The 24,479-nt window shown below is 70.1% G+C and carries 25 protein-coding genes; 18 read left to right on the forward strand and 7 right to left on the reverse strand.

All coding sequences use genetic code 11. The features are described 5' to 3' along the window. Positions 1–209 precede the first annotated feature (209 nt). The 5 genes from dnaK (at position 210) to ACZ7LU_RS24295 (ending at position 5,082) form a co-directional block, all read left to right on the forward strand. Positions 210–2,075, forward strand: coding sequence for a molecular chaperone DnaK (gene dnaK / locus ACZ7LU_RS24275; protein WP_398302086.1), 1,866 nt, complete (start codon positions 210–212; stop codon positions 2,073–2,075). After that, a complete protein-coding gene (grpE, locus tag ACZ7LU_RS24280) occupies positions 2,075–2,782 on the forward strand; it encodes a nucleotide exchange factor GrpE (RefSeq protein WP_468092530.1) in 708 nt (235 codons plus the stop codon). The genes dnaK and grpE overlap by 1 nt, the downstream gene beginning before the upstream one ends. 33 nt (positions 2,783–2,815) lie before the next feature. Further along, positions 2,816–4,006, forward strand: a complete 1,191-nt coding sequence (gene dnaJ, locus ACZ7LU_RS24285) for a molecular chaperone DnaJ (RefSeq protein ID WP_398302090.1) — start codon at positions 2,816–2,818, stop codon at positions 4,004–4,006. A gap of 4 nt (positions 4,007–4,010) precedes the next feature. Continuing rightward, positions 4,011–4,466 (forward strand): heat shock protein transcriptional repressor HspR, encoded by a 456-nt coding sequence (locus ACZ7LU_RS24290; RefSeq protein WP_362988010.1) that lies wholly within the window; start codon positions 4,011–4,013, stop codon positions 4,464–4,466. Between the two features lie 103 nt (positions 4,467–4,569). Beyond that, the gene (locus ACZ7LU_RS24295; protein WP_471917994.1) at positions 4,570–5,082 is read left to right on the forward strand and encodes a hypothetical protein; all 513 of its coding nucleotides are present in this window, start codon (positions 4,570–4,572) and stop codon (positions 5,080–5,082) included. Positions 5,083–5,278: 196 nt separating this feature from the next. Here ACZ7LU_RS24295 and ACZ7LU_RS24300 read toward each other — a convergent pair whose 3' ends face one another. The 4 genes from ACZ7LU_RS24300 to ACZ7LU_RS24315 form a co-directional block, all read right to left on the reverse strand. Then, positions 5,279–6,112 (reverse strand): helix-turn-helix transcriptional regulator, encoded by an 834-nt coding sequence (locus ACZ7LU_RS24300; protein WP_398302094.1) that lies wholly within the window; start codon positions 6,110–6,112, stop codon positions 5,279–5,281. 154 nt (positions 6,113–6,266) lie between these two features. After that, on the reverse strand, positions 6,267–7,241 hold the full coding sequence (locus ACZ7LU_RS24305) for a LuxR C-terminal-related transcriptional regulator (RefSeq protein ID WP_468563567.1): 975 nt from the start codon (positions 7,239–7,241) through the stop codon (positions 6,267–6,269). A 91-nt stretch (positions 7,242–7,332) separates the two neighbouring features. Next, positions 7,333–8,313, reverse strand: coding sequence for a helix-turn-helix transcriptional regulator (locus ACZ7LU_RS24310; protein WP_398302098.1), 981 nt, complete (start codon positions 8,311–8,313; stop codon positions 7,333–7,335). Next, on the reverse strand, positions 8,310–9,299 hold the full coding sequence (locus ACZ7LU_RS24315) for a helix-turn-helix transcriptional regulator (RefSeq protein WP_398302099.1): 990 nt from the start codon (positions 9,297–9,299) through the stop codon (positions 8,310–8,312). Before ACZ7LU_RS24315 ends, ACZ7LU_RS24310 begins: the two co-directional genes overlap by 4 nt. Positions 9,300–9,430: 131 nt before the next feature. Between ACZ7LU_RS24315 and ACZ7LU_RS24320 the strand changes: the two genes are divergently transcribed. Continuing rightward, a complete protein-coding gene (locus ACZ7LU_RS24320) occupies positions 9,431–9,703 on the forward strand; it encodes a hypothetical protein (protein WP_469250536.1) in 273 nt (90 codons plus the stop codon). Beyond that, positions 9,700–10,056 carry a hypothetical protein gene (locus ACZ7LU_RS24325; protein WP_362987996.1) on the forward strand — a complete coding sequence of 119 codons (357 nt, stop codon included), beginning with the start codon at positions 9,700–9,702 and terminating at the stop codon, positions 10,054–10,056. The genes ACZ7LU_RS24320 and ACZ7LU_RS24325 overlap by 4 nt, the downstream gene beginning before the upstream one ends. 115 nt (positions 10,057–10,171) lie before the next feature. Here ACZ7LU_RS24325 and ACZ7LU_RS24330 read toward each other — a convergent pair whose 3' ends face one another. Beyond that, entirely contained in the window at positions 10,172–10,597 is a 426-nt protein-coding gene (locus ACZ7LU_RS24330; protein ID WP_398302618.1) for a pyridoxamine 5'-phosphate oxidase family protein, read from the reverse strand. A 148-nt stretch (positions 10,598–10,745) separates the two neighbouring features. On the opposite strand from ACZ7LU_RS24330, the gene clpB reads away from it, so the two are divergent. Together clpB and ACZ7LU_RS24340 are read left to right on the forward strand one after the other, a co-directional pair. Then, on the forward strand, positions 10,746–13,373 hold the full coding sequence (clpB, locus tag ACZ7LU_RS24335; protein ID WP_471917995.1) for an ATP-dependent chaperone ClpB: 2,628 nt from the start codon (positions 10,746–10,748) through the stop codon (positions 13,371–13,373). Between the two features lie 183 nt (positions 13,374–13,556). Then, positions 13,557–14,099, forward strand: coding sequence for a type III secretion system chaperone family protein (locus tag ACZ7LU_RS24340; RefSeq protein ID WP_471917996.1), 543 nt, complete (start codon positions 13,557–13,559; stop codon positions 14,097–14,099). A gap of 99 nt (positions 14,100–14,198) precedes the next feature. On the opposite strand, the gene ACZ7LU_RS24345 is transcribed toward ACZ7LU_RS24340, so the two are convergent. Beyond that, the gene (locus tag ACZ7LU_RS24345) at positions 14,199–15,422 is read right to left on the reverse strand and encodes a pyridoxal phosphate-dependent aminotransferase (RefSeq protein ID WP_471917997.1); all 1,224 of its coding nucleotides are present in this window, start codon (positions 15,420–15,422) and stop codon (positions 14,199–14,201) included. A gap of 128 nt (positions 15,423–15,550) precedes the next feature. Here ACZ7LU_RS24345 and ACZ7LU_RS24350 point away from each other — a divergent pair, with 128 nt between their 5' ends. From ACZ7LU_RS24350 to ACZ7LU_RS24385, 8 genes are all read left to right on the forward strand, one after another. Then, positions 15,551–15,817, forward strand: coding sequence for a hypothetical protein (locus ACZ7LU_RS24350; RefSeq protein WP_468301396.1), 267 nt, complete (start codon positions 15,551–15,553; stop codon positions 15,815–15,817). Positions 15,818–16,222: 405 nt separating this feature from the next. After that, the gene (locus ACZ7LU_RS24355; protein WP_398302111.1) at positions 16,223–16,747 is read left to right on the forward strand and encodes a DUF2617 family protein; all 525 of its coding nucleotides are present in this window, start codon (positions 16,223–16,225) and stop codon (positions 16,745–16,747) included. Between the two features lie 124 nt (positions 16,748–16,871). After that, positions 16,872–18,440 carry a polyamine aminopropyltransferase gene (locus tag ACZ7LU_RS24360; protein WP_471917998.1) on the forward strand — a complete coding sequence of 523 codons (1,569 nt, stop codon included), beginning with the start codon at positions 16,872–16,874 and terminating at the stop codon, positions 18,438–18,440. Between the two features lie 59 nt (positions 18,441–18,499). Then, complete coding sequence (locus ACZ7LU_RS24365) at positions 18,500–19,351, forward strand: SRPBCC family protein (RefSeq protein WP_471917999.1); 852 nt, start codon at positions 18,500–18,502, stop codon at positions 19,349–19,351. 43 nt (positions 19,352–19,394) lie between these two features. Continuing rightward, a complete protein-coding gene (locus tag ACZ7LU_RS24370) occupies positions 19,395–20,189 on the forward strand; it encodes an aldose epimerase family protein (RefSeq protein ID WP_468301390.1) in 795 nt (264 codons plus the stop codon). A gap of 10 nt (positions 20,190–20,199) precedes the next feature. After that, positions 20,200–20,748: an orotate phosphoribosyltransferase gene (gene pyrE, locus ACZ7LU_RS24375; protein WP_062774598.1), complete on the forward strand. Its 549-nt coding sequence runs from the start codon at positions 20,200–20,202 to the stop codon at positions 20,746–20,748. Positions 20,749–20,863: 115 nt separating this feature from the next. After that, positions 20,864–21,886, forward strand: coding sequence for a class II fructose-bisphosphate aldolase (gene fbaA, locus ACZ7LU_RS24380; RefSeq protein WP_398302119.1), 1,023 nt, complete (start codon positions 20,864–20,866; stop codon positions 21,884–21,886). Between the two features lie 80 nt (positions 21,887–21,966). Beyond that, complete coding sequence (locus ACZ7LU_RS24385; protein ID WP_471115685.1) at positions 21,967–22,380, forward strand: DUF3151 domain-containing protein; 414 nt, start codon at positions 21,967–21,969, stop codon at positions 22,378–22,380. A gap of 223 nt (positions 22,381–22,603) precedes the next feature. On the opposite strand, the gene ACZ7LU_RS24390 is transcribed toward ACZ7LU_RS24385, so the two are convergent. Next, on the reverse strand, positions 22,604–23,800 hold the full coding sequence (locus tag ACZ7LU_RS24390; RefSeq protein WP_471918000.1) for an NADH:flavin oxidoreductase: 1,197 nt from the start codon (positions 23,798–23,800) through the stop codon (positions 22,604–22,606). Positions 23,801–23,856: 56 nt separating this feature from the next. On the opposite strand from ACZ7LU_RS24390, the gene ACZ7LU_RS24395 reads away from it, so the two are divergent. Next, positions 23,857–24,462, forward strand: a complete 606-nt coding sequence (locus tag ACZ7LU_RS24395) for a CGNR zinc finger domain-containing protein (protein ID WP_471918001.1) — start codon at positions 23,857–23,859, stop codon at positions 24,460–24,462. Positions 24,463–24,479 lie beyond the last annotated feature (17 nt).

Here is a 24,479-nt window from a genome sequence, read left to right on the forward strand (position 1 = left end):
CCGGGTGCTCCGTGTTTTCAGGGGCGCGGGGAACTGCGCGCCCAGCCACACACGACCCGCAGCCGAGAACCGACCCCCGGAAGGCCCGCACCTGCGCGTAAGCACAGGATAAGAGTTGAGTGCCCCAGACTCACATCTGTTGACGCCAGCGCAGCGCTGATGCATGCTTGAGCCAGATCCACTCAAGAAGTACATCTGGAGGAACCGAAATGGCACGTGCGGTCGGCATCGACCTGGGCACGACTAACTCCGTCGTCAGCGTTCTCGAAGGCGGCGAGCCCACCGTCATCACCAACGCCGAGGGCGCCAGGACCACGCCGTCCGTCGTCGCCTTCGCGAAGAACGGCGAGGTGCTCGTCGGCGAGGTCGCCAAGCGCCAGGCGGTCACGAACGTCGACAGGACCATCCGGTCGGTCAAGCGCCACATGGGCACCGACTGGAAGGTGGACATCGACGACAAGGGGTTCAACCCCCAGCAGATCTCGGCGTTCATCCTGCAGAAGCTGAAGCGCGACGCCGAGTCGTACCTGGGTGAGAAGGTCGCCGACGCGGTCATCACCGTCCCGGCGTACTTCAACGACTCCGAGCGCCAGGCCACCAAGGAGGCCGGCGAGATCGCGGGCCTGAACGTCCTGCGCATCGTCAACGAGCCCACCGCCGCCGCCCTTGCCTACGGCCTCGACAAGGACGACCAGACCATTCTGGTCTTCGACCTCGGTGGCGGCACCTTCGACGTCTCGCTCCTCGAGATCGGCGACGGCGTCGTCGAGGTGAAGGCCACGAACGGCGACAACCACCTCGGTGGTGACGACTGGGACCAGCGCGTCGTCGACTACCTGGTCAAGCAGTTCAACAACGGCCACGGCGTGGACCTCTCCAAGGACAAGATGGCGCTCCAGCGCCTGCGCGAGGCGGCCGAGAAGGCCAAGATCGAGCTGTCCTCCTCCACGGAGACCACGATCAACCTGCCCTACATCACGGCCTCCGCCGAGGGCCCGCTGCACCTGGACGAGAAGCTCACGCGCGCCCAGTTCCAGCAGCTCACGTCCGACCTCCTGGAGCGCTGCAAGACGCCGTTCCACAACGTCATCAAGGACGCGGGCATCCAGCTGAGCGAGATCGACCACGTCGTTCTCGTCGGTGGCTCCACCCGCATGCCCGCCGTCGCCGAGCTCGTCAAGGAGCTCACCGGCGGCAAGGACGCCAACAAGGGTGTGAACCCGGACGAGGTCGTCGCCATCGGCGCCTCGCTCCAGGCCGGTGTCCTCAAGGGTGAGGTCAAGGACGTCCTGCTCCTCGACGTGACCCCGCTGTCCCTCGGCATCGAGACCAAGGGCGGCATCATGACGAAGCTCATCGAGCGGAACACGACCATCCCGACCAAGCGGTCGGAGATCTTCACGACGGCCGAGGACAACCAGCCGTCCGTGCAGATCCAGGTCTACCAGGGCGAGCGCGAGATCGCGGCGTACAACAAGAAGCTCGGCATGTTCGAGCTCACGGGCCTGCCGCCGGCCCCGCGCGGCGTCCCGCAGATCGAGGTCTCCTTCGACATCGACGCCAACGGCATCATGCACGTGACCGCGAAGGACCTCGGCACGGGCAAGGAGCAGAAGATGACCGTCACCGGTGGCTCCTCGCTGCCGAAGGACGAGGTCAACCGGATGCGCGAAGAGGCCGAGAAGTACGCGGACGAGGACCACGCCCGCCGCGAGGCCGCCGAGTCCCGCAACCAGGGCGAGCAGCTCGTCTACCAGACCGAGAAGTTCCTCAAGGACAACGAGGACAAGGTCCCCGGTGACGTGAAGACCGAGGTCGAGGAAGCCGTCAATGAGCTGAAGGAGAAGCTCAAGGGCGAGGACACGGCCGAGATCCGCACCGCCACCGAGAAGGTCGCCGCCGTCTCGCAGAAGCTGGGCCAGGCCATGTACGCCGACGCCCAGGGCGCGCAGGCCGCGGGCGGTCCCGAGGGCGCTGCCCCGGGTGCCGACCAGGCCAAGGAGGACGACGGAGTCGTCGACGCCGAGATCGTCGACGACGAGAAGCCCGGAGACGCGAAGGGTGGCGCCGCCTGATGACCGAGGAGACCCCGGGCTTCGGCGAGAACGAGAACGCCGAGAAGCCTGACGTCCCCTCCGGCGCCACCCCTGATGACGCGACGCCGAAGGCCGCCGAGCCCTCCACCGAGGAGGGTCCGGCGGCCCCGGCCGGGGACGCAGCAGCGAGCAAGACGTCCGCTCAGGACGTGAGCCTGACCGCCCAGCTGGACCAGGTCCGCACCGCGCTCGACGAGCGCACCGGCGACCTCCAGCGGCTGCAGGCCGAGTACCAGAACTACCGCCGTCGGGTGGAGCGGGACAAGGTGACGGTGAAGGAGATCGCCTCGGCGAACCTCCTCTCCGAGCTCCTCCCCACCCTCGACGACATCGGCCGCGCCCGTGAGCACGGCGAGCTGGTGGGCGGCTTCAAGTCGGTGGCCGAGTCCCTCGAGACCGTCGTCGCCAAGATGGGCCTTCAGCAGTTCGGCAAGGAGGGCGAGCCCTTCGACCCGACGATCCACGAAGCCCTGATGCACAGCTACGCACCGGACGTCACCGAGACGACCTGCGTCGCGATCCTGCAGCCGGGGTACCGGATCGGCGAGCGCACCATCCGCCCCGCGCGGGTGGCCGTCGCCGAGCCGCAGCCCGGCGCGCAGACGGTCAAGGGCGAGGAGCCCGACGGCTCCGCGAGCGCGGAGAAGGCCGACGAGAAGGAGACCGGTGGCCCGGACGAGGGCTGACGGCAACGACATGAGTGAGGAGGGACGTCGGGGATGAGCACCAAGGACTTCATCGAGAAGGACTACTACAAGGTCCTCGGCGTCCCCAAGGACGCCACCGAAGCCGAGATCAAGAAGGCGTACCGGAAGCTCGCCCGCGAGAACCACCCGGACGCCAACAAGGGCAACACCAAGGCGGAGGAGCGCTTCAAGGAGATCTCCGAGGCGAACGACGTCCTCGGGGACCCCAAGAAGCGCAAGGAGTACGACGAAGCGCGTGCTCTCTTCGGCAACGGTGGATTCCGGCAGGGCCCCGGAGCCGGCGGCGGCTCGTTCAACTTCGACCTGGGCGACCTCTTCGGAGGCGGCGGCCCGGGTGGCGGTGGAGCGGCCGGCGGCTTCGGCGGCGGTCTCGGTGACGTCTTCGGGGGCCTGTTCAACCGCGGCGGCGCGGGTGCCGGAGCCGGCACGCGTACGCAGCCGAGGCGCGGCCAGGACATCGAGTCCGAGGTCACGCTCAGTTTCACGGAGGCGGTGGACGGCGCGACCGTGCCGCTCCGCATGTCCTCCCAGGCCGCCTGCAAGGCGTGCTCCGGCACCGGCGACAAGAACGGCACGCCGCGCGTGTGCCCGACCTGCGTCGGCACGGGCCAGGTCTCGCGGGGCGGTGGCGGAGGGTTCTCCCTCACCGACCCGTGCATGGACTGCAAGGGCCGTGGGCTGATCGCCCAGGACCCCTGCGAGGTCTGCGGCGGCAGCGGCCGCGCCAAGTCGTCGCGCACCATGCAGGTGCGGATCCCGGCCGGTGTCTCGGACGGGCAGCGCATCCGCCTGCGCGGCAAGGGCGCGCCCGGTGAGCGGGGCGGCCCGGCAGGCGATCTGTACGTGGTCGTGCACGTCGACAGCCACCCCGTCTTCGGCCGCAAGGGCGACAACCTCACGGTCACGGTTCCGGTGACGTACCCGGAGGCGACGCTGGGCGGCGAGGTGAAGGTGCCCACCCTGGGTGGGCCGCCCGTCACCCTGAAGCTCCCCGCCGGCACGCCGAACGGTCGTACGATGCGGGCCCGCGGAAAGGGCGCGGTCCGCAAGGACGGCACCCGGGGCGACCTGCTCGTGACGGTGGAGGTGTCGGTCCCGACATCCCTGTCGGACTCGGCGAAGGAAGCCCTGGAGTCCTACCGCAAGGCGACTGCGGGCGACGACCCGCGGGCAGAACTGTTCCAGGCCGCGAAGGGAGCGTGACCCCATGGATAGGGTCGGCCGTCGTCATAATCCGTACCAACTCACCGACGAGACACCCGTGTACGTCATCTCGGTGGCCGCCCAGCTGAGCGGTCTGCACCCGCAGACCCTGCGGCAGTACGACCGCCTGGGTCTGGTCTCCCCGGACCGCACGGCGGGCCGCGGCCGACGCTATTCCGCCCGCGACATCGAGCTGCTCCGCACGGTGCAGCAGCTGTCGCAGGAAGAGGGCATCAACCTCGCGGGCATCAAGCGCATCATCGAGCTGGAGAACCAGGTCGCGGCGCTCCAGTCGCGGGTCGCGGAGCTCTCCGCGGCCGTGGACGGCGCCGCCGCGGCGATGCAGCAGCGCGAAGCGGCGGTGCACGCCTCGTACCGCCGCGACCTCGTCCCCTACCAGGACGTGCAGCAGGCGAGCGCGCTGGTGGTGTGGCGGCCGAAGCGGACGACCGAGCAGTAGACCTCATGGTCTGAGGACGTCTGAGTACCCTGAAGCGGGGCCGGGAGGTGGTGACCTCCCGGCCCCGCTTCGGTGTGTACGGGTGCGGGGAGTTGAGCTGACGATGGCCATGGTGGGCCTGTTCTGGATCGCCGAGGGCGATGTGTACGTGGGGGCGAAGCCGGCCGGGCTCGCTCCCGGGGTGCGGCTGACGCCGGAGGGCGTACTGGCCCTCGGCGACAAGCAGTCCGGCATGTGGCCGTGGGAGGACGTGCGCGCGCTGACCGTCGACGACGTCCCGGTGAAGTCCCTGAAGCGGCAGGTGGGCGCGGTGGTCGACCTGGCGCTCACGGTCGGCCTCGGCGGCAGCGACGAGGCTCCGACGATGACGGTGCGTCTCACGGACGCCGAGGGCGAGGAGACGGAGCTGACGGCGTACACGGCGGCGGCGGTCGGTTACTCCCGTACGGAGTACGACCTCTCGCGCGCCCTCCTCGCCCGCCTCACGGAAGGCGCGGGGACCCTCCTCACCGCCCTGACGGCGATGTCCGACTGGGGCCGCCGCCATGAGGGCGGGTCGCCGCGGGCGGCACAGCGGGTGGAGTTGTTGCGCGAGTGGGGCAGCCCCCTGGCGTGACGTGAGAGCGCCCCGGTCGGCTACGGGGGAGCAGTCGGCCGGGGCGCTCGGGGGAAGCGGGAGGGGGCCTGCCAGCTGCCCCCGCCGCTGCCCCCAGCTTGCAGGGCGGGGCGGGGTGGGCGGTAGCGCCATCTTGTTGCGGTGCAGTGAGCTGAGGAGGGAACAAGAAGGCACAAGGCACCCGGAACCGGACGAGTCATCCCCGGTCGAGGATCCCCGACCGGGCGATCAGGAAGCCGAGCTGGGCGCGGCTGTTGCTGCCGAGGGTGGCCGCCAGCTTGGCGATGTGGACGCGGGCGGTGCGGACGTTCATGCCGAGGCGCTCGGCGATCTCGGCGTCGGTGAGGCCTTCCACGAGGAGGCCGGCGATGGCGTGCTGGCGGGCGGTGATGCCGTTCTCGGACGGCTGGGGAGCCGCTTGCGGCCACATGGGGGTGGCCATGCGCCACAGTCGCCAGAAGGTGGTGGCGAAGTACTCGACGAGGGCGGGGTGGCGGAGTTCGAGGGCGACGCTGCGGTCCTTGCTCGCCGGGATGAACGCGACGGTCCGGTCGAAGACGAAGAGCCGGTCGGTGACCTCGTCGAGGGTGCGTGCCTCGGTGTCGCCGTCGAGCTGTTCGAAGTAGGCGAGCACGGGCAGAGAATGGCGCGTTGTGTGCTGGTAGAGGGTCCGCATCCGGCATCCCCGGGTGAGGATCGCCTGGTCCCGCGGGAAGACTTCGGCCAAGGTCTCGGGGGGCCGCATGCCGCCGGGCTGGACGGCCAGGAACTCCTCGGTGACCTCGTTCATGGCCCGGTCGATGGCCGAGTTGATGCGGTCGAGTCCGTCGAGCACGGTGACGGTGGTGCTGGTGGGGTGCAGCCACTGCAGGTCGTCGAGGCCGTGTTGCAGGAGGCCGAGGCGGACGAGGCACGGGGCCGGTTCGGCGGCGCTGTGGTGGAGCCGGCCTTCCCGCAGGGCGCGGGCGTAGACGGACAGCCCTGCTGCACACATTTCTTCGAGCGGGTGCGGTAAGTGCTTCGTGGCCATGCGAGCCCCCTCCTGCCTGGTTGAAGCGTCGCGATTCTATGCAGGCGGGGAGAGGCGGGGCCGGATGCCGCAGTTGAAGTGTCTGCTTCTGGACGGCTGTTTCCGGGTGTCCGGTTCTGGGCGTGCGGCGTTGCTGACACCGGTGTCACCGGTGTCACCGGTCGTGGTCAAGAATCCCTGACTGGCCGATGAGGTAGCCGAGTTGCGCGCGGCTGTTGCTGCCGAGGGTGGCGGCGAGTTTGGCGATGTGGACGCGGGCGGTACGGATGTTCATGCCGAGGCGGGCGGCTATTTCGGCGTCGGTGAGGCCTTCTATGAGGAGGCCGGCGATGACTTTCTGGCGGGGCGTGACGCCTTTCTCCGAGGGCAGTCGTGACGTTTGCGGATACAGGGGGGCCGCGAACCGCCACAGGCGCTCGAAGGTCGTGACGAAGTAGTCGATGAGAGCGGTGTGCCGTATCTCCAACGCGGTGGTGTGGTCCTGGCTCGCCGGGATGAACGCGACGGTCCGGTCGAAGACGAAGAGCCGTTCGGTGCCCTCGTCCAGGGAGCGGGCTTCGACGTCGCCGCGTAGCTGCTCGAAGTGGGCGAGTGCGGGCAGCGCATGCCGTGTCGTGTGCTGGTAGAGAGTACGGAGTCGGCCGCCTCGGTTCAGGATGGCTTGTTCGCGCGCTCGAGTACGGGCCGGTGATTCGGGGGGCCGGACGTCGCCGGGCTGAATGGTGAGCACTTCATGGCAGGCATGGGCGATGGCCTCGTCCATTGCCGCGTCGATGCGGGCCGGCCCCTGCAGGACTCTGATGGTCGAGGAGGCTCGTACCGGTGCGGACGGGACGTCGATGTCGAGGAACGCCTCGAATGCGGCGGTGAGTCTTTCCTCTCGGCGGCGGTGGTGGGCGACCCGGTCCTCGATGGTGCGCAGGAGGCGGGACAGGGCGACGGCGGGAGTCGTGGGGTGGAGCCACTGCATGTCGTTGAGGCTGGGGTGGAGGAGGCCGAAGTCGACGAGGCACGGGGCCGGCTCGGCGTCGCGGCTGTGGACCCGGCCTTCGCGCAGGGCCTGGGCGTAGACGGCTGATCCTGACGCGCAGAGATTCTCCACCCCATGCGGCTCGTGCTCCGCGGCCATGCGTTTCACCCTCCCGTTCGGTCGAAGGGGCGGTGATTCTATGGGCTGGGCTCAGCCACACCACGGAGAACACGCGAGGTTCCGCTCCGGTTCAGTTGTTGCGTTGTTCCAGGATCTTCGATTCACCGATCAGGAAGCCGAGTTGGGCGCGGCTTTCGCTTCCCAGGGTGGCGGCGAGTTTGGCGATGTGGACACGTGCCGTGCGGACGTTCATGCCGAGGCGGTCGGCGATCTCGGCGTCGGTGAGGCCCTCGACCAGGAGGCCGGCGACCGCGCGTTGGCGGGTGCTGATGCCCTTCGGGGCCGGCTGTGGGGCCGCCTGCGGGAACAAGGGGATGGCCATGTTCCATTGGCGCTTGAAGGCGGCGATGAGAAAGTCGATCAGGGCCGGGTGACGGATCTCGAGCGCTACGTTGCGCTCCTTCGTCACTGGGATGTACGCCACGGATCTGTCGAGAATGAAGAGCCGTTCCGTGACTTCTTCGAGGGTCCGGACTTCGATGTCGCCGTCGAGTTGCTCGTAGTAGGCGAGAGCGGAGAAGGAGTAACGCGTGGTGTGCTGGTAAAGGGTCCGCATCCGTGCACCACGGGAGAGCATCCCCTGCGCGTCTGCCAGGGATTTGGCCAACGCCTCGGCCGGCCGGTGGCCGCCGGGCTGGATGACAAGCACCTCCTGGCACGTGCGTGCCATGGCCCGGCCTATCACGGCCTGGATCTCGGTAAGACCTTCCAGTACGGCGATGGCGGGCGGCCCTTCGGTGCGTACTGCCTTAGGGACAATGTCCAGCAGCGGCGCGAAGGCGTCGGCGAGTTGGACCTCGTGTCGGCGTTCCTGGAGCAGTTGTTGCTCGATGGTGTGGAGCAAGCGGGGCAGGGCCACTGACGGAGGTACGGGGAGCAGCCATCCGTCGTGCTCGGTGTCCACGCGCAGTAGCCCGAGGTCGATCAGGCATGGGGCGCCGTCGGTGTCGTGACGAGGGAGGCGGCCTTCGTGGAGGGCGCGGGCATAGAGTTCCGAGCCCGCTTCACATAATTCGCCGTCGTCGTGGGCGGCGTGCGGTGTGGCCGTCATGTCGGGCGGCCTTGTTCGAGGATGCCGGACTGGGCTATCAGGTAGCCGAGTTGGGCGCGGCTTCCGCTGCCGAGGGCGGCGGCTATTTTGGCTATGTGGGCGCGGCAGGTGCGGACGTTCATGCCGAGGCGGCGGGCGATGGCCTCGTCGACGTGGCCTTCGACGAGCAGTTTGGCTATGGAGCGTTGGACGCCGGTGATCCCTCCGGTGGGAGGGTCGTAGGGCGCTTCGTCGAGGAGAGGGGACGCACGGCGCCAGAGTTGCTCGAAGACCTTTGCCAGGTATCCGACGAGTCCGCTGTGGCGCAGTTCCAGGGCCACTTGGCGGTCGTCCTGGGCCGGTATGAAGGCGACCGTTCGGTCGAAGATCATCAGTCGCTCGATGAGCTCTTCCAGGGTGCGCACCTCGACCTTGCCCTGTTTCATGTACTCGGCGTAGGCAATGGTCCCTTGGCTGTGCCGGGCGGTGTGCTGGTAGAGCGTACGCATCGTGATGCCGCGCTCGATGATGCCTTGGCTCCGCTGTACGGCCTCGGTGAGGACGGCTTCACTTCGTCCGCCGCCAGGCTGCACGGTGAGGATCTCGGACCGGCATTCAGCCGTGGCGACATCGATGGCCGCATTGATCCGAGTGGCGCCTTCCAGGACAGTGATGGCATGGTCGGCCGGCCGGTCCATCGCGCTGATGGCCATGAATGGCTCAAAGGCGTCGGTCAGTTCGATGGCAAGGGTCCTGCGCTGCAGGATTTCCCGCTCAATGGGGTGCAGACGCTGCGCCAGTACTGAGGTGGGCGGGGCCGGCCGCAGCCAGTCCGAGTCCTCCGGGTCGGGGTGGAGAAGGGCGAACTCCATCAGGCAGGGTGCGGCCTCCACTTCGCTGCGGTGGACGCGGCCCGAGCGCAGTGCACTGGCGTAAAGCCGCTTGCCGTCGGCGCATAGTTCAACCACGGAGTGCGGATGTGTCCCAATTGGGCTTTTTGTTGTCATGCCTCCACCCCCCAGGGTCCTGAACGTGCAGGAACATGATGCATCGGTCCTGTGGTGCTCGCATGGCTGAATGAGCCATCGTCTTGTCAGGCCGGGGGAGAGTCGCGATGGAAGTGAGGACGAAGCCCGCTATGCGCAAGGGAATGCTTCGCTCGGTACTTGTCGGTACCTTCTCCGTTGGGTTGGCCATCAGTGCGTTCAGCGGCCTTGATCTGGACTCGGGGGCCGGGAACACGAAAGCGGTCTCCGAGCCGGGGGTAGAGACGCAGGACATCGTCTGGACCTCCGGTCCGGCCGGAGACATTGTCTGGTCTTCGGCGTCGAAGGACGACATCGTCTGGGGCAACAAGTCGGCTGGAAGCGATACCGCGCCTTCTGCGGTTAAGGAGGTTGACGCATCGTGAGCACCCCTCCCGACGACCGCACCTTCCGCCGAGAAATGGCCACCGCCTACCGCTCCGGTTGGCACTTCATCGATCTGGTGACCGCGATCCCCCACCGCGGTGACTCGTTGATGGTGACCCTGCTCGGTGAACCGATCGTCGTCACGCGTGACGACGAGGAGGAGATCCGGGCCTACCGGTGCCTGCGGCGGCCCAGAGGAGCCCCGCAGCCCGTGCGGTGCGCCATCCGGTACGGGATGGTGTTCGTCAATCTCGACCGGCGCGACCACCAGATGGTCGGGCAGCAGGAACAGCAGGGCCCGGACGCCATGGGCGTCTCGGACAACATCACAGCCACCCCCCGCAGTGCCTGACGCGATTCCCCCGTCGTTGTAAATCGCGCAGGCGCTTCCCCCAGCAGCGGCGCCACCGTGGACCTGAACACGGTGGCGCCGCTGTGGTGTGTGCCGAGACAGGAGAGGGGTGGCGTCAGGCCTTGCCCAGGGCTCGGGTCACCGTGATCTCGATCAGGACCCGGTCCGGGTTCGGGGACGGACGGCGTTCGTAGCGCTCCTCGTAGCGGTCCTCCGCTTCCGCTATCGCCGCAGGTTCCGTACGGATGGCCGCGTGGCCCTCCAGGGTCGCCCAGCGCCGGCCCGCGAACTGGCAGACCGCCACCCGGGCCCCGGGGCCTTCCACGCCCGTCGCCGCCAGGATGTGCGCGACCTTCCGGCTCGTCTTGCGGGCGAGGACCCGGGCGACGCCCGCCTGTGGGTCGTACGTCACGCCGACCGGCACCACGTGCGGGGTGCCGTCCGGGCGCAGCGTCGTCAGGGTGCACAGGTGCCGTTCACGCCAGAAGCTGAGGTAGGGCTCGGGCGGGTCGGACGGGTCGATGCGCGGGTTCGGGGCCATGACCAGGGAACATAGCCGCCCGGACTTCACGGGCTCTCCTTGAGTGGAATAGACTCAAGTTTGTGTAGGTTGAGTAAGTCAGTGTGGGAGGGGGACCCGTCTCGCAAGGGCCCCCACTCGTAGGACCCCGTAAGGAGGAGAAGCGCACGTGGACGCCGAGCTGACCAACAGGAGCCGGGACGCGATCAACGCGGCCAGCAGCCGCGCGGTCAAGGACGGTCACCCCGACCTGACGCCCGCGCACCTGCTGCTCGCGCTGCTGGAGGGCGAGGACAACGAGAACATCGTCGACCTGCTCGCCGCGGTCGACGCAGACCAGGCCGCCGTGCGCGCGGACACCGAGCGCGTCCTCGCGGGCCTGCCCAGCGTGACCGGTTCCACCGTCGCGCCGCCCCAGCCCGACCGTGAGCTGCTGGCCGTCGTCTCGGACGCCGGGCAGCGCGCGAAGGAGCTCGGGGACGACTACCTGTCCACCGAGCACCTGCTCATCGGCATCGCGGCCAAGGGCGGCAAGGCCGGGGACGTACTCACTCGGCACGGGGCCGGCAGCAAGAAGCTGCTGGACGCTTTCGAGAAGACAAGGGGAGGGCGCCGGGTGACCACACCCGACCCCGAGGGTCAGTACAAGGCACTGGAGAAGTTCGGCACCGACTTCACCGCGGCGGCCCGCGAAGGACGGCTCGACCCCGTCATCGGGCGGGACCAGGAGATCCGGCGCGTCGTGCAGGTCCTTTCACGGCGCACGAAGAACAATCCCGTCCTCATCGGCGAGCCCGGTGTCGGCAAGACCGCCGTCGTGGAAGGGCTCGCCCAGCGCATCGTGAAGGGCGACGTCCCCGAGTCCCTGAAGAACAAGCGGCTCGTCTCCCTGGACCTCGGCGCCATGGTCGCCGGCGCGAAGTACCGCGGCGAGTTCGAGGAGCGGCTCAAGACCGTCCTCTCCGAGATCAAGGAGAGCGACGGGCAGATCATCACCTTCATCGACGAGCTGCACACCGTCGTGGGCGCGGGCGCCGGCGGCGACTCCGCCATGGACGCGGGGAACATGCTCAAGCCCATGCTCGCCCGCGGTGAGCTGCGCATGGTGGGTGCGACGACGCTCGACGAGTACCGCGAGCGGATCGAGAAGGACCCCGCGCTGGAGCGCCGCTTCCAGCAGGTCCTCGTCGCCGAGCCGAGCGTCGAGGACTCCATCGCGATCCTGCGCGGGCTCAAGGGGCGGTACGAGGCGCACCACAAGGTGCAGATCGCCGACAGCGCCCTGGTGGCCGCGGCGACACTCTCCGACCGGTACATCACCTCCCGCTTCCTGCCCGACAAGGCCATCGACCTCGTCGACGAGGCCGCGTCCCGGCTCCGGATGGAGATCGATTCCTCGCCCGTCGAGATCGACGAGCTCCAGCGCGCCGTCGACCGGCTGAAGATGGAGGAGCTGGCGCTCAGCAAGGAGACCGACCCGGCGAGCAAGCAGCGCCTGGAGAAGCTGCGGCGCGACCTCGCCGACAAGGAGGAGGAGCTGCGCGGCCTCACCGCACGCTGGGAGAAGGAGAAGCAGTCCCTCAACCGCGTCGGTGAGCTGAAGGAGAAGCTCGACGAACTGCGCGGCCAGGCCGAGCGCGCCCAGCGCGACGGCGACTTCGACACCGCGAGCAAGCTGCTCTACGGAGAGATCCCCGCCCTGGAGCGCGACCTCGAAGCCGCCTCCGAGGCCGAGGAGGAGGCCGCACAGTCCGCCGCCCGGTCCAAGGACACCATGGTGAAGGAGGAGGTCGGTCCCGACGACATCGCCGACGTGGTCGGCGCCTGGACCGGTATCCCAGCCGGACGACTCCTCGAGGGCGAGACGCAGAAGCTGCTGCGCATGGAGGACGAGCTCGGCAAGCGGCTCATCGGGCAGGGCGAAGCGGTGCGGTCCGTTTCCGACGCGGTGCGGCGCACCCGCGCCGGGATCGCCGACCCCGACCGGCCCACCGGGTCCTTCCTCTTCCTCGGTCCGACCGGTGTCGGCAAGACCGAGCTCGCCAAGGCCCTCGCCGACTTCCTCTTCGACGACGAGCGGGCCATGGTCCGCATCGACATGAGCGAGTACGGCGAGAAGCACAGCGTCGCCCGGCTGGTGGGCGCGCCTCCCGGGTACGTGGGGTACGAGGAGGGCGGCCAGCTCACCGAGGCGGTGCGCCGCCGACCGTACAGCGTCGTACTCCTCGACGAGGTCGAGAAGGCGCACCCCGAGGTCTTCGACGTCCTGCTCCAGGTGCTCGACGACGGGCGGCTCACCGACGGGCAGGGGCGGACGGTCGACTTCCGCAACACGATCCTGGTGCTCACGTCCAACCTCGGCAGCCAGTACCTGGTGGAGCCGCTGACGAGCGAGGAGGAGAAGAAGCAGCAGGTCCTCGAGGTGGTGCGGGCCTCCTTCAAGCCCGAGTTCCTCAACCGGCTCGACGACATCGTCGTCTTCTCGGCGCTCACCAAGGACGAGCTCGCGCACATCGCCGGGCTGCAGATCGACCGCCTCGCCAAGCGGCTCGCGGACCGGCAGCTCACGCTGGACGTCACGCCGGAGGCGCTGGCCTGGCTTGCGGACGAGGGCAACGATCCGGCGTACGGGGCGCGGCCCCTGCGGCGCCTCATCCAGACCTCCATCGGCGACCGCCTCGCCAAGGAGATCCTCGCGGGTGAGGTGAAGGACGGGGACGTGGTCCGCGTGGACCGCTTCGAGGACGGCCTGATTGTGGGCCCAGCGACGAGTTCTCCTACGGGGAAGTCTCTGTAGCGGCGGCTTCGTGGTTGCTCGCGCAGTTCCCCGCGCCCCTTCAGGGGCGCGGGGAACTGCGCGAGGACGGACCACTGTCCGCAGACGGCGAACGGCGGAAACACGGCAGACGAGCAGCCGGGCTTGCCCCGGGGGCCCCACCCTGGGAGAGGATGGGCCCATCCATACGAAGGGACAAAGCACGTGAGCATCGACCCGTCCTCGATTCCGAATTTCGGGGGACAGCCCGACCCGCAGCAGGGCTCAGGACCGGCGGGCCCCGTCGTCCCCGACCAGGACCTGGTGAAGCAGCTTCTGGACCAGATGGAGCTCAAGCACGTCGTCGACGACGAGGGTGACCTCGCGGCGCCGTGGGAGGAGTTCCGTACGTACTTCATGTTCCGCGGCGAGGACGACCAGCAGGTCTTCTCGGTGCGGACGTTCTACGACCGGCCGCACCCGATCGAGGAGAAGCAGCAGCTTCTCGAGTCGATCGACGACTGGAACCGCCGCACGCTGTGGCCGAAGGTCTACAGCCACACGCACGACGACGGCACGGTCCGCCTCATCGGCGAGGCCCAGATGCTGATCGGCACCGGTGTCTCGCTGGAGCACTTCGTGTCGTCGACGGTCAGCTGGGTGCGCGCCGCGATCGAGTTCGACCGCTGGCTCGTGGAGCAGCTGGGCCTGGAGGCCGAGGTCGACTCCGCCGAGGGCGAAGAGAAGCCGGGCGACGAGCAGGCCTGAGGGCCCGTAAGACCACTAAGTGAAGCCGTAAGCGCGTGAGAGCCCGGCGGGGTGATGCACACCCCGCCGGGCTCTCGGCGTACCGCAGGCCGCCGGCTCTCAGCCCGCCAGTGACTTGAGGCGCGTCACCGCCTCCTCCAAGACAGCCGTCCGCTTGCAGAAGGCGAAGCGGACGAAGGGCGCGCCCGCGTCCCTGTGGTCGTAGAAGACCGCGTTCGGGATGGCGACGACGCCCGCCCGCTCCGGGAGCGAGCGGCAGAAGGCGAAGCCGTCGGTCGTGCCGAGCGGGGTGATGTCGGTCGTGATGAAGTACGTGCCGGCCGGGCGGTAGACGTCGAAGCCCGCTGCCGTGAGGCCCTCGCCGAGGAGGTCCCGCTTGGCCAGCATGTCCGCGCGGAAGTCGTCGAAGTAGGACGGCGGGAGGGCGAGCGCCTCCGCGATGGCGTACTGGAAGGGGCCGGAGGAGACGTACGTGAGGAACTGCTTCGCCGAGCGGACCGCCGCGACCAGCTCCGGCGACGAAGTGATCCAGCCGACCTTCCAGCCCGTGAACGAGAACGTCTTGCCCGCGGAGCCGATGCTGACCGTGCGCTCGCGCATGCCGGGGAAGGTGGCGAGCGGGAGGTGTTCGGCGTCGTCGAAGACCAGGTGTTCGTAGACCTCGTCGGTGACGACAAGGAGGTCGCGCTCGACCGCCAGCCTCGCGATCTCGGTGAGCTCGGCGCGGGTGAGGACGGTGCCGGTCGGGTTGTGCGGGGTGTTGAGGAGGATCAGCCGGGTGCGGTCGGTGACCGCGTCGCGCAGCTCGTCCAGGTCGAGGACGAAGCGGCCGTCGCGGGGGCGCAGGGTGACGGGGACGCGCGTGCCGCCCGCGAGGGCGATCGAGGCGGCGTACGAGTCGTAGTAGGGCTCGAGCGCGATGACCTCGTCGCCCGGCTCGACGAGGGCGAGCAGTGACGCGGCGATCGCCTCGGTGGCGCCCGCCGTCACGAGGACCTCGCGGTCGGGGTCGTACGAGAGCGCGTAGCGGGCGAGCTGGTGCTCGGCGATCGCCGTGCGGAGCTCGGGGACGCCGGGTCCCGGCGGGTACTGGTTGCCGCGGCCGTCGCGCAGCGCCCGCACCGCGGCCTCCCGCACGGCCTCGGGGCCGTCCGTGTCGGGGAAGCCCTGGCCCAGGTTGATCGCGCCCGTCCGGACCGCGAGGGCGGACATCTCTGCGAAGATCGTCGTGCCGAACTCGGCGAGGCGGCGGTTGAGCAGCGGGCGCCCGGAGGGGCCGGGCTCGCGCCCGGAGGGGCCGGAGGAGGACGTCATGGCCGCCATCCTGCGCCGAACCTCTGGAGTTCCTCAACTCTGCTTTGCGTCGGCTTGGACAAGGGCATCCCCCTGTCACACGAGAAGCCGGCCCACGGGGGACCTGCTTCGGGGGGAACGGAAGGAGCGTGGGGGCCATGTTCGTGGCTTTCGTCTTCGTTGCGGTGCTGATCTTCGCCTTGGTCGCGGCGATCGGTTACGGGGGGAACGGCCGGCGCCGCACCCGGTCGCGCTGGACCTCGGGCACGGCGTCGAGCTCGGCGGGCGGCGGCAGCTGGTGGGCCGGCGGCGGCGACGGCGGGCACCACGACGGCGGCGGATCGTCGTGCGGCGGCGGTTCGTCGTGCGGCGGAGGCAGCTCCTCCTGCGGGGGCGGCGGGGGTGGATGCGGCGGAGGCAGCTGACACGGGGCAGCTGGTCCACCGAATCCACGAAGCGCCCGGCGGGGCCCGCAATTCCCGCCGGGCGCTTCGGTGTTGCGGCGCGGAGTCGGGCTTCCGCTTCGGCACCACGTCAGGGCCGTGTTCCGTGATGGCTGTACTGAACAGTTGAACTGCGTAGCCCTCATGGGGATGGAAACCACACGTACTTGGGTAAAAACGCAGTGGCAGCGTCGCCGACCATGATTCCCTCTGAAACGTCAGCACCGCCCTCGGACGTCTGGTCCAGGTTTCCTGGTCCAGGTTTCACAGACCGGGATCTGGATACCCGAAAGACGTTCTTGTGGGCACGAGCCGGCATTCCGACCTCCCGGAGTCCGTTCCGGGTGCGCCGGCCCCACCTCCATTGAGTGTTAGCGGAGCCGACCCATGCTCACGACCCTGAAGACCGTCTATACCGACACGCGCGCCGAGGACCTGGCCTGGGCCCTGGGCCGCGAGCCGTTGCCCGCGCTGGCCACCCTCGAATTGGAACTGGCGGACGCGAAAATGCAGTTGAGACTGCTCGGGGCCTCGCACCAGGTACTCCTGGAGGACGAACAGGGCGGTTGTTCGGAGACCGTGGCCTGCATCCCCGGCAGCAGTACGCCCCTTCCGCTCGGCGTTTCGAAACGCGTGGGTGAATGGGAGTACGAATTCGCGGCCCGGGTGGAAACACTGTCGCGTGGTCAGTTCGCGGGCCGTGCGCAGGAGTTGCTCGCACTTGTGGCCGAACACCCGCACGGATTGGCGGGTGTGTTCCCCGGCAGTCCGCACGCATTCACCGCAATGCTCGCACAGCGGCACGAAGGATCGCTGATGTGGCGTACGTGGCACGCGTATCCCCAGGAAGGCCAGCTCGTGGCGACACGGACGAGGGTGGGTGCGCGCATGCCGCTGCCCGCGTCGCTCTGACGGGCGAGGCGATGAGCGAGGCGATGAGCGAGGGGGCGGGCAAGGGACGGGCGGGAGCACCGGCGGGGGATTTGCACCCATGTGGGGGACTCGGCACGAGCCGGTGGTGACGTAGCGTTCCAGGGTGCTCCAGTCGTCGGTGCGGTTGCCGGTCTCGCCCCGTACAGGACGGTTCCTCGTCCTCGTGGGCGTCTTCGTCTGCGCCGCCTGCGGCCTCGTGTACGAACTGGAACTCGTCGCCCTCGCCGCGTACTTGATCGGTGACTCCGTCACCCAGGCCTCCGTCGTGCTCTCCGTGATGGTCTTCGCCATGGGCATCGGCTCGCTGCTCGCCAAGCGGCTGAGGCGCCGCGCCGCCGCCTGGTTCGGCCTCGTCGAGGCCGCGCTCGCGCTGGTCGGCGGGTGCAGCGCCATGGCGTTGTACGCGGCGTTCGCGTGGACCGGCGACAAGGGCGAGGTGTGGGCGAGCGGGTCGCGCGGCCTGCTGGTCGCGTTCTCCCTCGCCATCGGCATCCTCATCGGCGCCGAGGTGCCGCTCCTGATGGTGCTGATCCAGCGCATCCGGCGGCAGGACGCGGGCGGCGCCGTCGCCGACCTCTTCGCCGCCGACTACGTGGGCGCCCTGGTCGGCGGGCTCGCCTTCCCCTTTCTGCTGCTGCCGCAGTTCGGGCAGCTGACGGGCGCCCTGTTCACCGGCGCGGTCAACGCCGTCGCGGGCGGCGCGCTCGTCCTCGGCCTGTTCCGGCAGGACCTGAGCGTGCGCGCCCGCTGGGTGCTCCTCACCGCGAACGTGGTGGTGCTCTCCCTGCTCGCCGCCGCCGCGGTGCTCGTCGACGACTTCGAACGGGCCGCCCGGCGCGCGGTGTACGGCGGGGACATCCGGGTCGCCGTGCAGACCGACGTGCAGGAGGTCGTCCTCACCGGCGGCCGGCGCAGCTCCCTCGACCTCTTCCTCGACGGCCGCCTGCGCATCAGCGGACGCGACGAGCAGCGCTACCACCGGGGTCTCGTCGCACCCGCGATGCGCGGGCCGCACGCGCGCGTGCTCGTCCTCGGCGGCGGCGACGGCCTCGCAGCCCGCGAGATCCTGCGCCACCCGGACGTGCGCCGCGTCGACATCGTCGAGCTGGACGCCGGCGTCGTCGACCTCGCGCGGCACGACCCCGCCCTGAGCGAGCTCAACGGCCGGGCGTACCGCGACCCCCGGGTCCGCGTGGTGCACACCGACGCGTTCCGCTGGCTGCGCCAGACCCGCGCGAAGTACGACGTGGTCGTCTCCGACCTGCCGGACCCGGGCATCACGGCCAGCACGAAGCTGTACTCCCGGGAGTTCTACGGCCTCGCCACCCGGGCCCTCGCCGACGGCGGCAGGCTCGCCGTGCACGCGGGACCGCTGACCGCGAGGCCGCGCGTCTTCTGGACGGTGGAGGCCTCGCTGCGCGCGGCGGGCCTGCGGACCGTGGCGTACCGGGTCGGCGGGCGGCTCTCGGGGTTCGCCGCCGGGCCCGACCGCACGGCGCAGGGGGCCGGGGCGCCCCGCGACTGGGGCTTCGTGCTCGCCTCGCGGACCCGGCCCGTGCTGCTCCGCGCGGCACGGTCGGAGGTGGTGCGGGCCGGGGCGCGGGCGGCCGAGCCGACCCGGCAGCGGGGACTGCCGCCCTCCACGCTGGTCCATCCGCGTTACGCGAACTGACGTACCCGGCGCGGCGAACTGTCGTACAAGTGGTGGCCGCGTGGGTAGGCTCCACTGCCATGGAGCATGAGGTGTTCGTTCCGGTATCGGCAGAGCGGCTCCGGCAGGTCCTGGCCGACCCCGAGCGGGTCGCCGGGGCGGTTCCCGGGCTTCAGCGCGACGCGGAGGAGACGGCGGGGCCGATCTCCGGCCGCCTCAAGGTGCGCGTCGGGGGACACACCATCACCTACCGCGGCTCGGCGCGGACGGCTGCCCGCGCCGACGGGACGTACACCGTCGAGGGCGAGGGTGCGGAGGTCCGCGGCTCCGGTGCCGTGCGGCTGACGTTGACCGTGCGCCTCGTGCCGGCCGCCGAGGGGGCGACCCTCGTGTTCGACGGCGGCGCGACCGCCGACGGCCGGATCACGGAAGGTTCTCCACAGGCTGTGGAATCCGCTGTCCGGCGGCTTCTGGACCGGTTCGCCGAGGGCCTCGGGGCGGCGGCGCCCCCGGACACGGCGCCGAGCGACGACATCGATGACGCCGACGACGCCGATGAGTTCGACGACATCGACGACATCGACGACGCCGACGACGGCATCAACCTCGACGACACCAACGTCCTCGACGAGGTGGACGGCATCGAGGACCTCGAAGACCTCGAAGAGCTGGAGCGCCTCGAACACCTCGACAACGTGGACGACATCGGGGACATCGACGTGCCGCCCGCCGAGGCCGCGCACGCGCGCCGCACCATGATCGGCCGCAGCGCCGAGGAGGTCGACCACGCCCCGCCCCGCGGCCGGTACGCGCCCACCCCCGCCCCCGAGTCCCTCACCGCCAACGCCACGCTCCGCTGGGCCGCGCCCGCCGCCGCGCTCGCGCTGGCGTCGGCCATCGTCGTCGGCCGGGCCCTGCGCCGCCGCCGCTGACCGCTCACGCGGTGCCGACCGCGCACGTCGTAGGGTCGGCCCTGTGAGTACCGAAGACGTGACCCTCACCGCGGGCGACGCGGAAGTGACGGTGCAGCCGGGCAACGGCTGCCGCATCGGAAGTCTGCGCATCGGCGGCGTCGAGCTGCTGCGCCAGGGGAAGAAGTACGGCTGCTTCCCGATGGTGCCGTGGTGCGGCCGGATCAGGGACGGCCGGTTCCGCGACGGCGCGGTGGTCCACCAGATGCCGCTGAACTCCCCGCCGCACGCCATCCACGGCTTCGCCCGCGACGCCGAATGGCGCACGGCACGGACCTCGAAGACCGAGGCCGTCTTCACGTACGACCTGACCGAGCCCTGGCCCCACCCGGGCCGCGTCACCCAGATCGTGGAACTCGGCGAGGACGCGTTGACGCTCCGCCTCGGCATCGAGACGTACGGCGACTCCTTCCCCGCGCAGGCCGGCTGGCACCCGTGGTTCAACCGGGTCCTCGACGGCGGCGGCGAGCCGGTCCGCATCGGCTTCGACCCCGCCTGGCAGGAGGAGCGCGGCGACGACCACCTCCCCACCGGCCACCGCATCGACCGCAAGCCCGGCCCCTGGGACGACTGCTTCGGCATGCCGGACGGCGTCGACGTGACGCTGACCTGGCCCGAGCGGCTCGAAGTGAACGTCAAGAGCCGCGAGCAGTGGGTCGTCGTCTACGACGAGCAGGAGGCCGCGGTCTGCGTCGAACCGCAGACCGGCCCGCCCAACGGCCTCAACACCGACCCGCGCCTGGTCACCCCCATCGAGCCCCTGGAGACGGCGACGACGTGGACGTGGCGACGCCTTTAAGCTTCTGGACATGACTGACGTACGCGGCGAGCTGCTGCAGCAGATCAAGGACAAGGCCGTCGTGCACGGCAAGGTGACGCTCTCGTCCGGCCTGGAGGCCGACTACTACATCGACCTCCGCCGGATCACCCTCGACGGCGAGGCCGCCCCGCTGGTCGGCCAGGTCCTGCTCGACCTGACCGCCGACCTCGACTTCGACGCCGTGGGCGGCCTGACCATGGGCGCCGACCCCGTCGCGGGCGCGATGCTGCACGCGTCCGCCGCGCGCGGCAAGCGCCTCGACGCCTTCGTGGTCCGCAAGGCCGCCAAGGCGCACGGCATGCAGCGCCGCGTCGAGGGCCCCGACATCAAGGGCCGCCGCGTCCTGGTCGTCGAGGACACCTCCACCACCGGCGGCTCGCCGCTGACCGCCGTCGAGGCCGTCCGCGAGGCGGGCGCCGAGGTCGTCGGCGTCGCCACGATCGTGGACCGGGCCACCGGCGCCGGCGAGAAGATCACCGAGGGTGCGGGTGTGCCGTACCTCTTCGCGTACTCGAAGGACGACCTCGGCCTGGACTGACGGCCGCGTCCGCAAGGACCGTCGCGTCTGGAAAGATGGGGGCGACAATGTCGTCGCCCCCAGGTCAGGGTCCAGGCAGCACAGCACCCACCCGCACATCACAAGGAGCGGACACATGCCCATCGCAACTCCCGAGGTCTACGCCGAGATGCTCGACCGGGCGAAGGCAGGCAAGTTCGCCTACCCGGCGATCAACGTGACGTCCTCGCAGACGCTGCACGCGGCGCTGCGCGGCTTCGCCGAGGCCGAGAGCGACGGCATCATCCAGATCTCCACCGGTGGTGCGGAGTTCCTGGGCGGTCAGCACAGCAAGGACATGGTGACCGGCGCGGTCGCGCTCGCCGAGTTCGCGCACATCGTCGCCAAGAAGTACGGCATCACGGTCGCGCTGCACACCGACCACTGCCCCAAGGACAAGCTGGACGGCTATGTCCGCCCGCTCCTCGACATCTCCGCCGAGCGCGTCAAGGCCGGCCAGAACCCGCTGTTCCAGTCCCACATGTGGGACGGCTCCGCCGAGACCCTCGCCGACAACCTGGCCATCGGCCAGGAGCTGCTCGCGAAGGCCGCCGCCGCGAAGATCATCCTCGAGGTGGAGATCACTCCGACCGGTGGTGAGGAGGACGGCGTCAGCCACGAGATCAACGACGAGCTGTACACGACCGTCGACGACGCGCTGCGCACCGCCGAGGCCCTCGGCCTGGGCGAGAAGGGCCGCTACCTCCTCGCCGCCTCGTTCGGCAACGTGCACGGCGTCTACAAGCCGGGCAACGTCGTCCTGCGCCCCGAGCTCCTGAAGGACCTCCAGGAGGGTGTGGGTGCGAAGTACGGCAAGCAGTCGCCGTTCGACTTCGTCTTCCACGGCGGCTCCGGCTCGACCGCCGAGGAGATCGCGACCGCGCTGGAGAACGGCGTCGTGAAGATGAACCTCGACACCGACACGCAGTACGCCTTCACGCGGCCCGTCGCGGACCACATGTTCAAGAACTACGACGGCGTCCTGAAGGTCGACGGCGAGGTCGGCTCGAAGAAGACGTACGACCCGCGCACCTGGGGCAAGCTCGCCGAGGCCGGCATGGCGCAGCGCGTCACCGAGGCCTGCGCGAACCTGCGCTCCACGGGCACGAAGCTGAAGTAGTACCTCTCGTCTCGCGTGTGGAGGCCCCGGGTCGGTGACCCGGGGCCTTCGCCGTACCGGCATGCCGCAGACTTGGACCCATGGCCATTCACAAGGATCTGCTCGGGGGACCGCCCCCGACCCACCTGCCCGACGACCCGGAGCCGCGCGAGCTCCTCGCGAACGGCACGGCTCCCGCCGACGTCGCCGCGAAGTACCCCATGTCCTCGCTCGCCTGGGCCCGGCTCGCCGACGAGGCGTACGAGCGCGGCAGCGTCGTCGAGTCGTACGCGTACGCCCGTACGGGCTACCACCGCGGCCTGGACTCCCTGCGCCGCAGCGGCTGGAAGGGCCACGGCCCGGTGCCGTGGGAGCACGAGCCCAACCGCGGCTTCCTGCGCGCCCTGCACGCCCTCGCGCGGGCGGCGCAGGCGATCGGCGAGCAGGAGGAGTACGAGCGCTGCGCGGGCTTCCTGCGGGACTCTTCCGAGACCGCGGCGAAGACGCTCGGCTGACGTGAGCGGGGTCCGGGGTTGCCGCCACGGGGGCGCTGCCCCCGGACCCCCGGCTTCGGGGCGCTGCCCCCGGACCCCCTTATCGGCCTGAACGGCCTCGTCCTCAAACGCCGGACGGGCTGAAACTCACTGGGCCCGGACGGGCTGACATTACGGTGCCGGGGGTGTTTTCAGGGGCGCGGGGAACTGCGCTACCAGCCACACCCAACCCGCACCCGAAAAATCAACGCAAGGACCCCAAGAGCCCTGCATCGAACGGCGCCGCCTCCCCCAGGCGGCCACTCATCGCCTTGTTCGCCCACTCCGCGTCGGCGATCAGCGCACGGCCCACCGCGATCACGTCGAACTCGTCCCGCTCCATGCGGTCGAGGAGCAGGTCGATACCCGTCGTGGCGGTCTCCTTCGTCCAGCCGGGGCTGAGGAACTCCTTGTCGAGGCCGACCGAGCCGACCGACAGCGTGGCCTTTCCGGTGAGCTTCTTGACCCAGCCCGCGAGGTTCAGGTCGTCGCCGTCGAACTCGGGGAGCCAGTAGCGGCGCGTGGAGGCGTGGAAGGCGTCGACGCCCGCGGCCGCCAAGGGGGCGAGCAGGGCGTCCAGTTCGGCGGGGTCGGCGGCGATCTTCGCGTCGTACGCGTCCGCCTTCCACTGCGAGAAGCGGAAGATCACGGGGAACGTCGGCGAGACCGCCGCGCGCACCGCCTCGACGATCTCGCGCGCGAAGCGGGTGCGGGACGCGAGGTCGCCGCCGTAGCCGTCGGTGCGGCGGTTGGTGTTGCCCCAGAGGAACTGGTCGATCAAATAGCCGTGGGCGCCGTGCAGTTCGACGCCGTCGAAGCCGATCCGCTCGGCGGCGGCCGCGCTCTCCGCGAAAGCCCCGATGACCGCGTCGATGTCGGCGCCGGTCATCGCGTGGCCCTTGGCGGTGCCGTCGAGGGCGAGGCCGGAGGGGCCCGCCGGGGGTGCGGAGGGGACCGGGCCCTGGCCCTCGTCGCGGGTCGCGCCGACGTGCCACAGCTGCGGGACGATCTTGCCGCCCGCCGCGTGCACGGCCTCGGCGACCCGCTGCCAGCCCGCCAAGGCCGCCTCTCCATAGAAGCGCGGGACACGGTGGCTGCTGCCGGCCGACGGGTGGTCGACGTACGTGCCCTCGGTGACGATCAGGCCGACGCCGCCCGCGGCACGGCGCGCGTAGTACTGCGCCACGTCCTCGCCCGGCACGCCGTCCGGCGAGAACTCGCGGGTCATGGGGGCCATGGCGACGCGGTTGCGCAGGCTGAGGCCGTTGATGTCGAAGGGGCGGCCGAGGAGCCGGGCGGCTCGTGCGGCGGTCGTGTCCGTGGCGGCTGCGGCGTCTGTGGTGGCCGTGGTGTCCGTCGTGGCCGTGGTGGCCGCGGGGTCCGTGCTCTTCGTGCTTTCCATGACAGCACTGTACGCACTTTGCCCATGTCCGAAGCAAGGCGAGTACCGTGAACGTCATGAACTGGCCCGCGACCGAGCGCCTCAGCCTGACCCCCGCGCCCGGCGGCCTCGCCCTCGTTCAGGAGCTTCTGAACACCGCGTCCGCCGGCCACGCCGACCCCGTCGACCTGCTCGCCGACGGTGAGCTCGACCGTGCCCAGGAGTGGGCCGACCGGGCCGTACGCGCCTGGGCGGAGGGGACGGGCCGGGGTGACGTGCGCCTGGTCCTGACGGCCGAGGACCTGGTGAAGCTGCGCTGTCTGCGGGACCAGCTGCGGCGCGCACTGGCCTGTACCGACCGGGACGGGGGCGCGGTGCGCTTCACCTCGGCGCCGGTGGTGGTCGCCCTCTCGGGCGACGGCGCGCTGACCGTGGAGCCGGAGGGTGCGGGTGCCCGCTGGCTGGCGTCCGCCGTGCTCGCCGAGGCGCTGCTCGCCCAGGCATCGAACCTCTGGCGGCGGCTGAAGATCTGCCGCAACGAACCCTGTTCCGCCGCGTTCTACGACCGCTCCCGCAACAACAGCGGCGTCTGGCACTCGGTGCGCGGCTGCGGGAACGCCGCCCATCTGCGGGCCTGCCGGGAGCGCCGACGGGCACAGCCGGAAAGCAGCGTAAAGCTTTAGGAGCTGTCCGGCCTGGA

Source organism: Streptomyces sp. NPDC039462 (genome assembly GCF_055639375.1).

Coding starts and splice junctions, on each gene's coding strand:
- ACZ7LU_RS24395 (WP_471918001.1), top strand. CDS start 23,857: ATGAACTGGCCCGCGACCGAGCGCCTCAGCCTGACCCCCGCGCCCGGC.
- ACZ7LU_RS24310 (WP_398302098.1), bottom strand. CDS start 8,313: ATGACGGCCACACCGCACGCCGCCCACGACGACGGCGAATTATGTGAA.
- ACZ7LU_RS24350 (WP_468301396.1), top strand. CDS start 15,551: ATGTTCGTGGCTTTCGTCTTCGTTGCGGTGCTGATCTTCGCCTTGGTC.
- ACZ7LU_RS24290 (WP_362988010.1), top strand. CDS start 4,011: ATGGATAGGGTCGGCCGTCGTCATAATCCGTACCAACTCACCGACGAG.
- ACZ7LU_RS24365 (WP_471917999.1), top strand. CDS start 18,500: ATGGAGCATGAGGTGTTCGTTCCGGTATCGGCAGAGCGGCTCCGGCAG.
- dnaK (WP_398302086.1), top strand. CDS start 210: ATGGCACGTGCGGTCGGCATCGACCTGGGCACGACTAACTCCGTCGTC.
- ACZ7LU_RS24390 (WP_471918000.1), bottom strand. CDS start 23,800: ATGGAAAGCACGAAGAGCACGGACCCCGCGGCCACCACGGCCACGACG.
- ACZ7LU_RS24305 (WP_468563567.1), bottom strand. CDS start 7,241: ATGGCCGCGGAGCACGAGCCGCATGGGGTGGAGAATCTCTGCGCGTCA.
- ACZ7LU_RS24330 (WP_398302618.1), bottom strand. CDS start 10,597: ATGGCCCCGAACCCGCGCATCGACCCGTCCGACCCGCCCGAGCCCTAC.
- ACZ7LU_RS24345 (WP_471917997.1), bottom strand. CDS start 15,422: ATGGCGGCCATGACGTCCTCCTCCGGCCCCTCCGGGCGCGAGCCCGGC.
- pyrE (WP_062774598.1), top strand. CDS start 20,200: ATGACTGACGTACGCGGCGAGCTGCTGCAGCAGATCAAGGACAAGGCC.
- ACZ7LU_RS24295 (WP_471917994.1), top strand. CDS start 4,570: ATGGCCATGGTGGGCCTGTTCTGGATCGCCGAGGGCGATGTGTACGTG.
- ACZ7LU_RS24385 (WP_471115685.1), top strand. CDS start 21,967: ATGGCCATTCACAAGGATCTGCTCGGGGGACCGCCCCCGACCCACCTG.
- grpE (WP_468092530.1), top strand. CDS start 2,075: ATGACCGAGGAGACCCCGGGCTTCGGCGAGAACGAGAACGCCGAGAAG.
- ACZ7LU_RS24355 (WP_398302111.1), top strand. CDS start 16,223: ATGCTCACGACCCTGAAGACCGTCTATACCGACACGCGCGCCGAGGAC.
- fbaA (WP_398302119.1), top strand. CDS start 20,864: ATGCCCATCGCAACTCCCGAGGTCTACGCCGAGATGCTCGACCGGGCG.
- ACZ7LU_RS24320 (WP_469250536.1), top strand. CDS start 9,431: ATGCGCAAGGGAATGCTTCGCTCGGTACTTGTCGGTACCTTCTCCGTT.
- dnaJ (WP_398302090.1), top strand. CDS start 2,816: ATGAGCACCAAGGACTTCATCGAGAAGGACTACTACAAGGTCCTCGGC.
- ACZ7LU_RS24300 (WP_398302094.1), bottom strand. CDS start 6,112: ATGGCCACGAAGCACTTACCGCACCCGCTCGAAGAAATGTGTGCAGCA.
- ACZ7LU_RS24315 (WP_398302099.1), bottom strand. CDS start 9,299: ATGACAACAAAAAGCCCAATTGGGACACATCCGCACTCCGTGGTTGAA.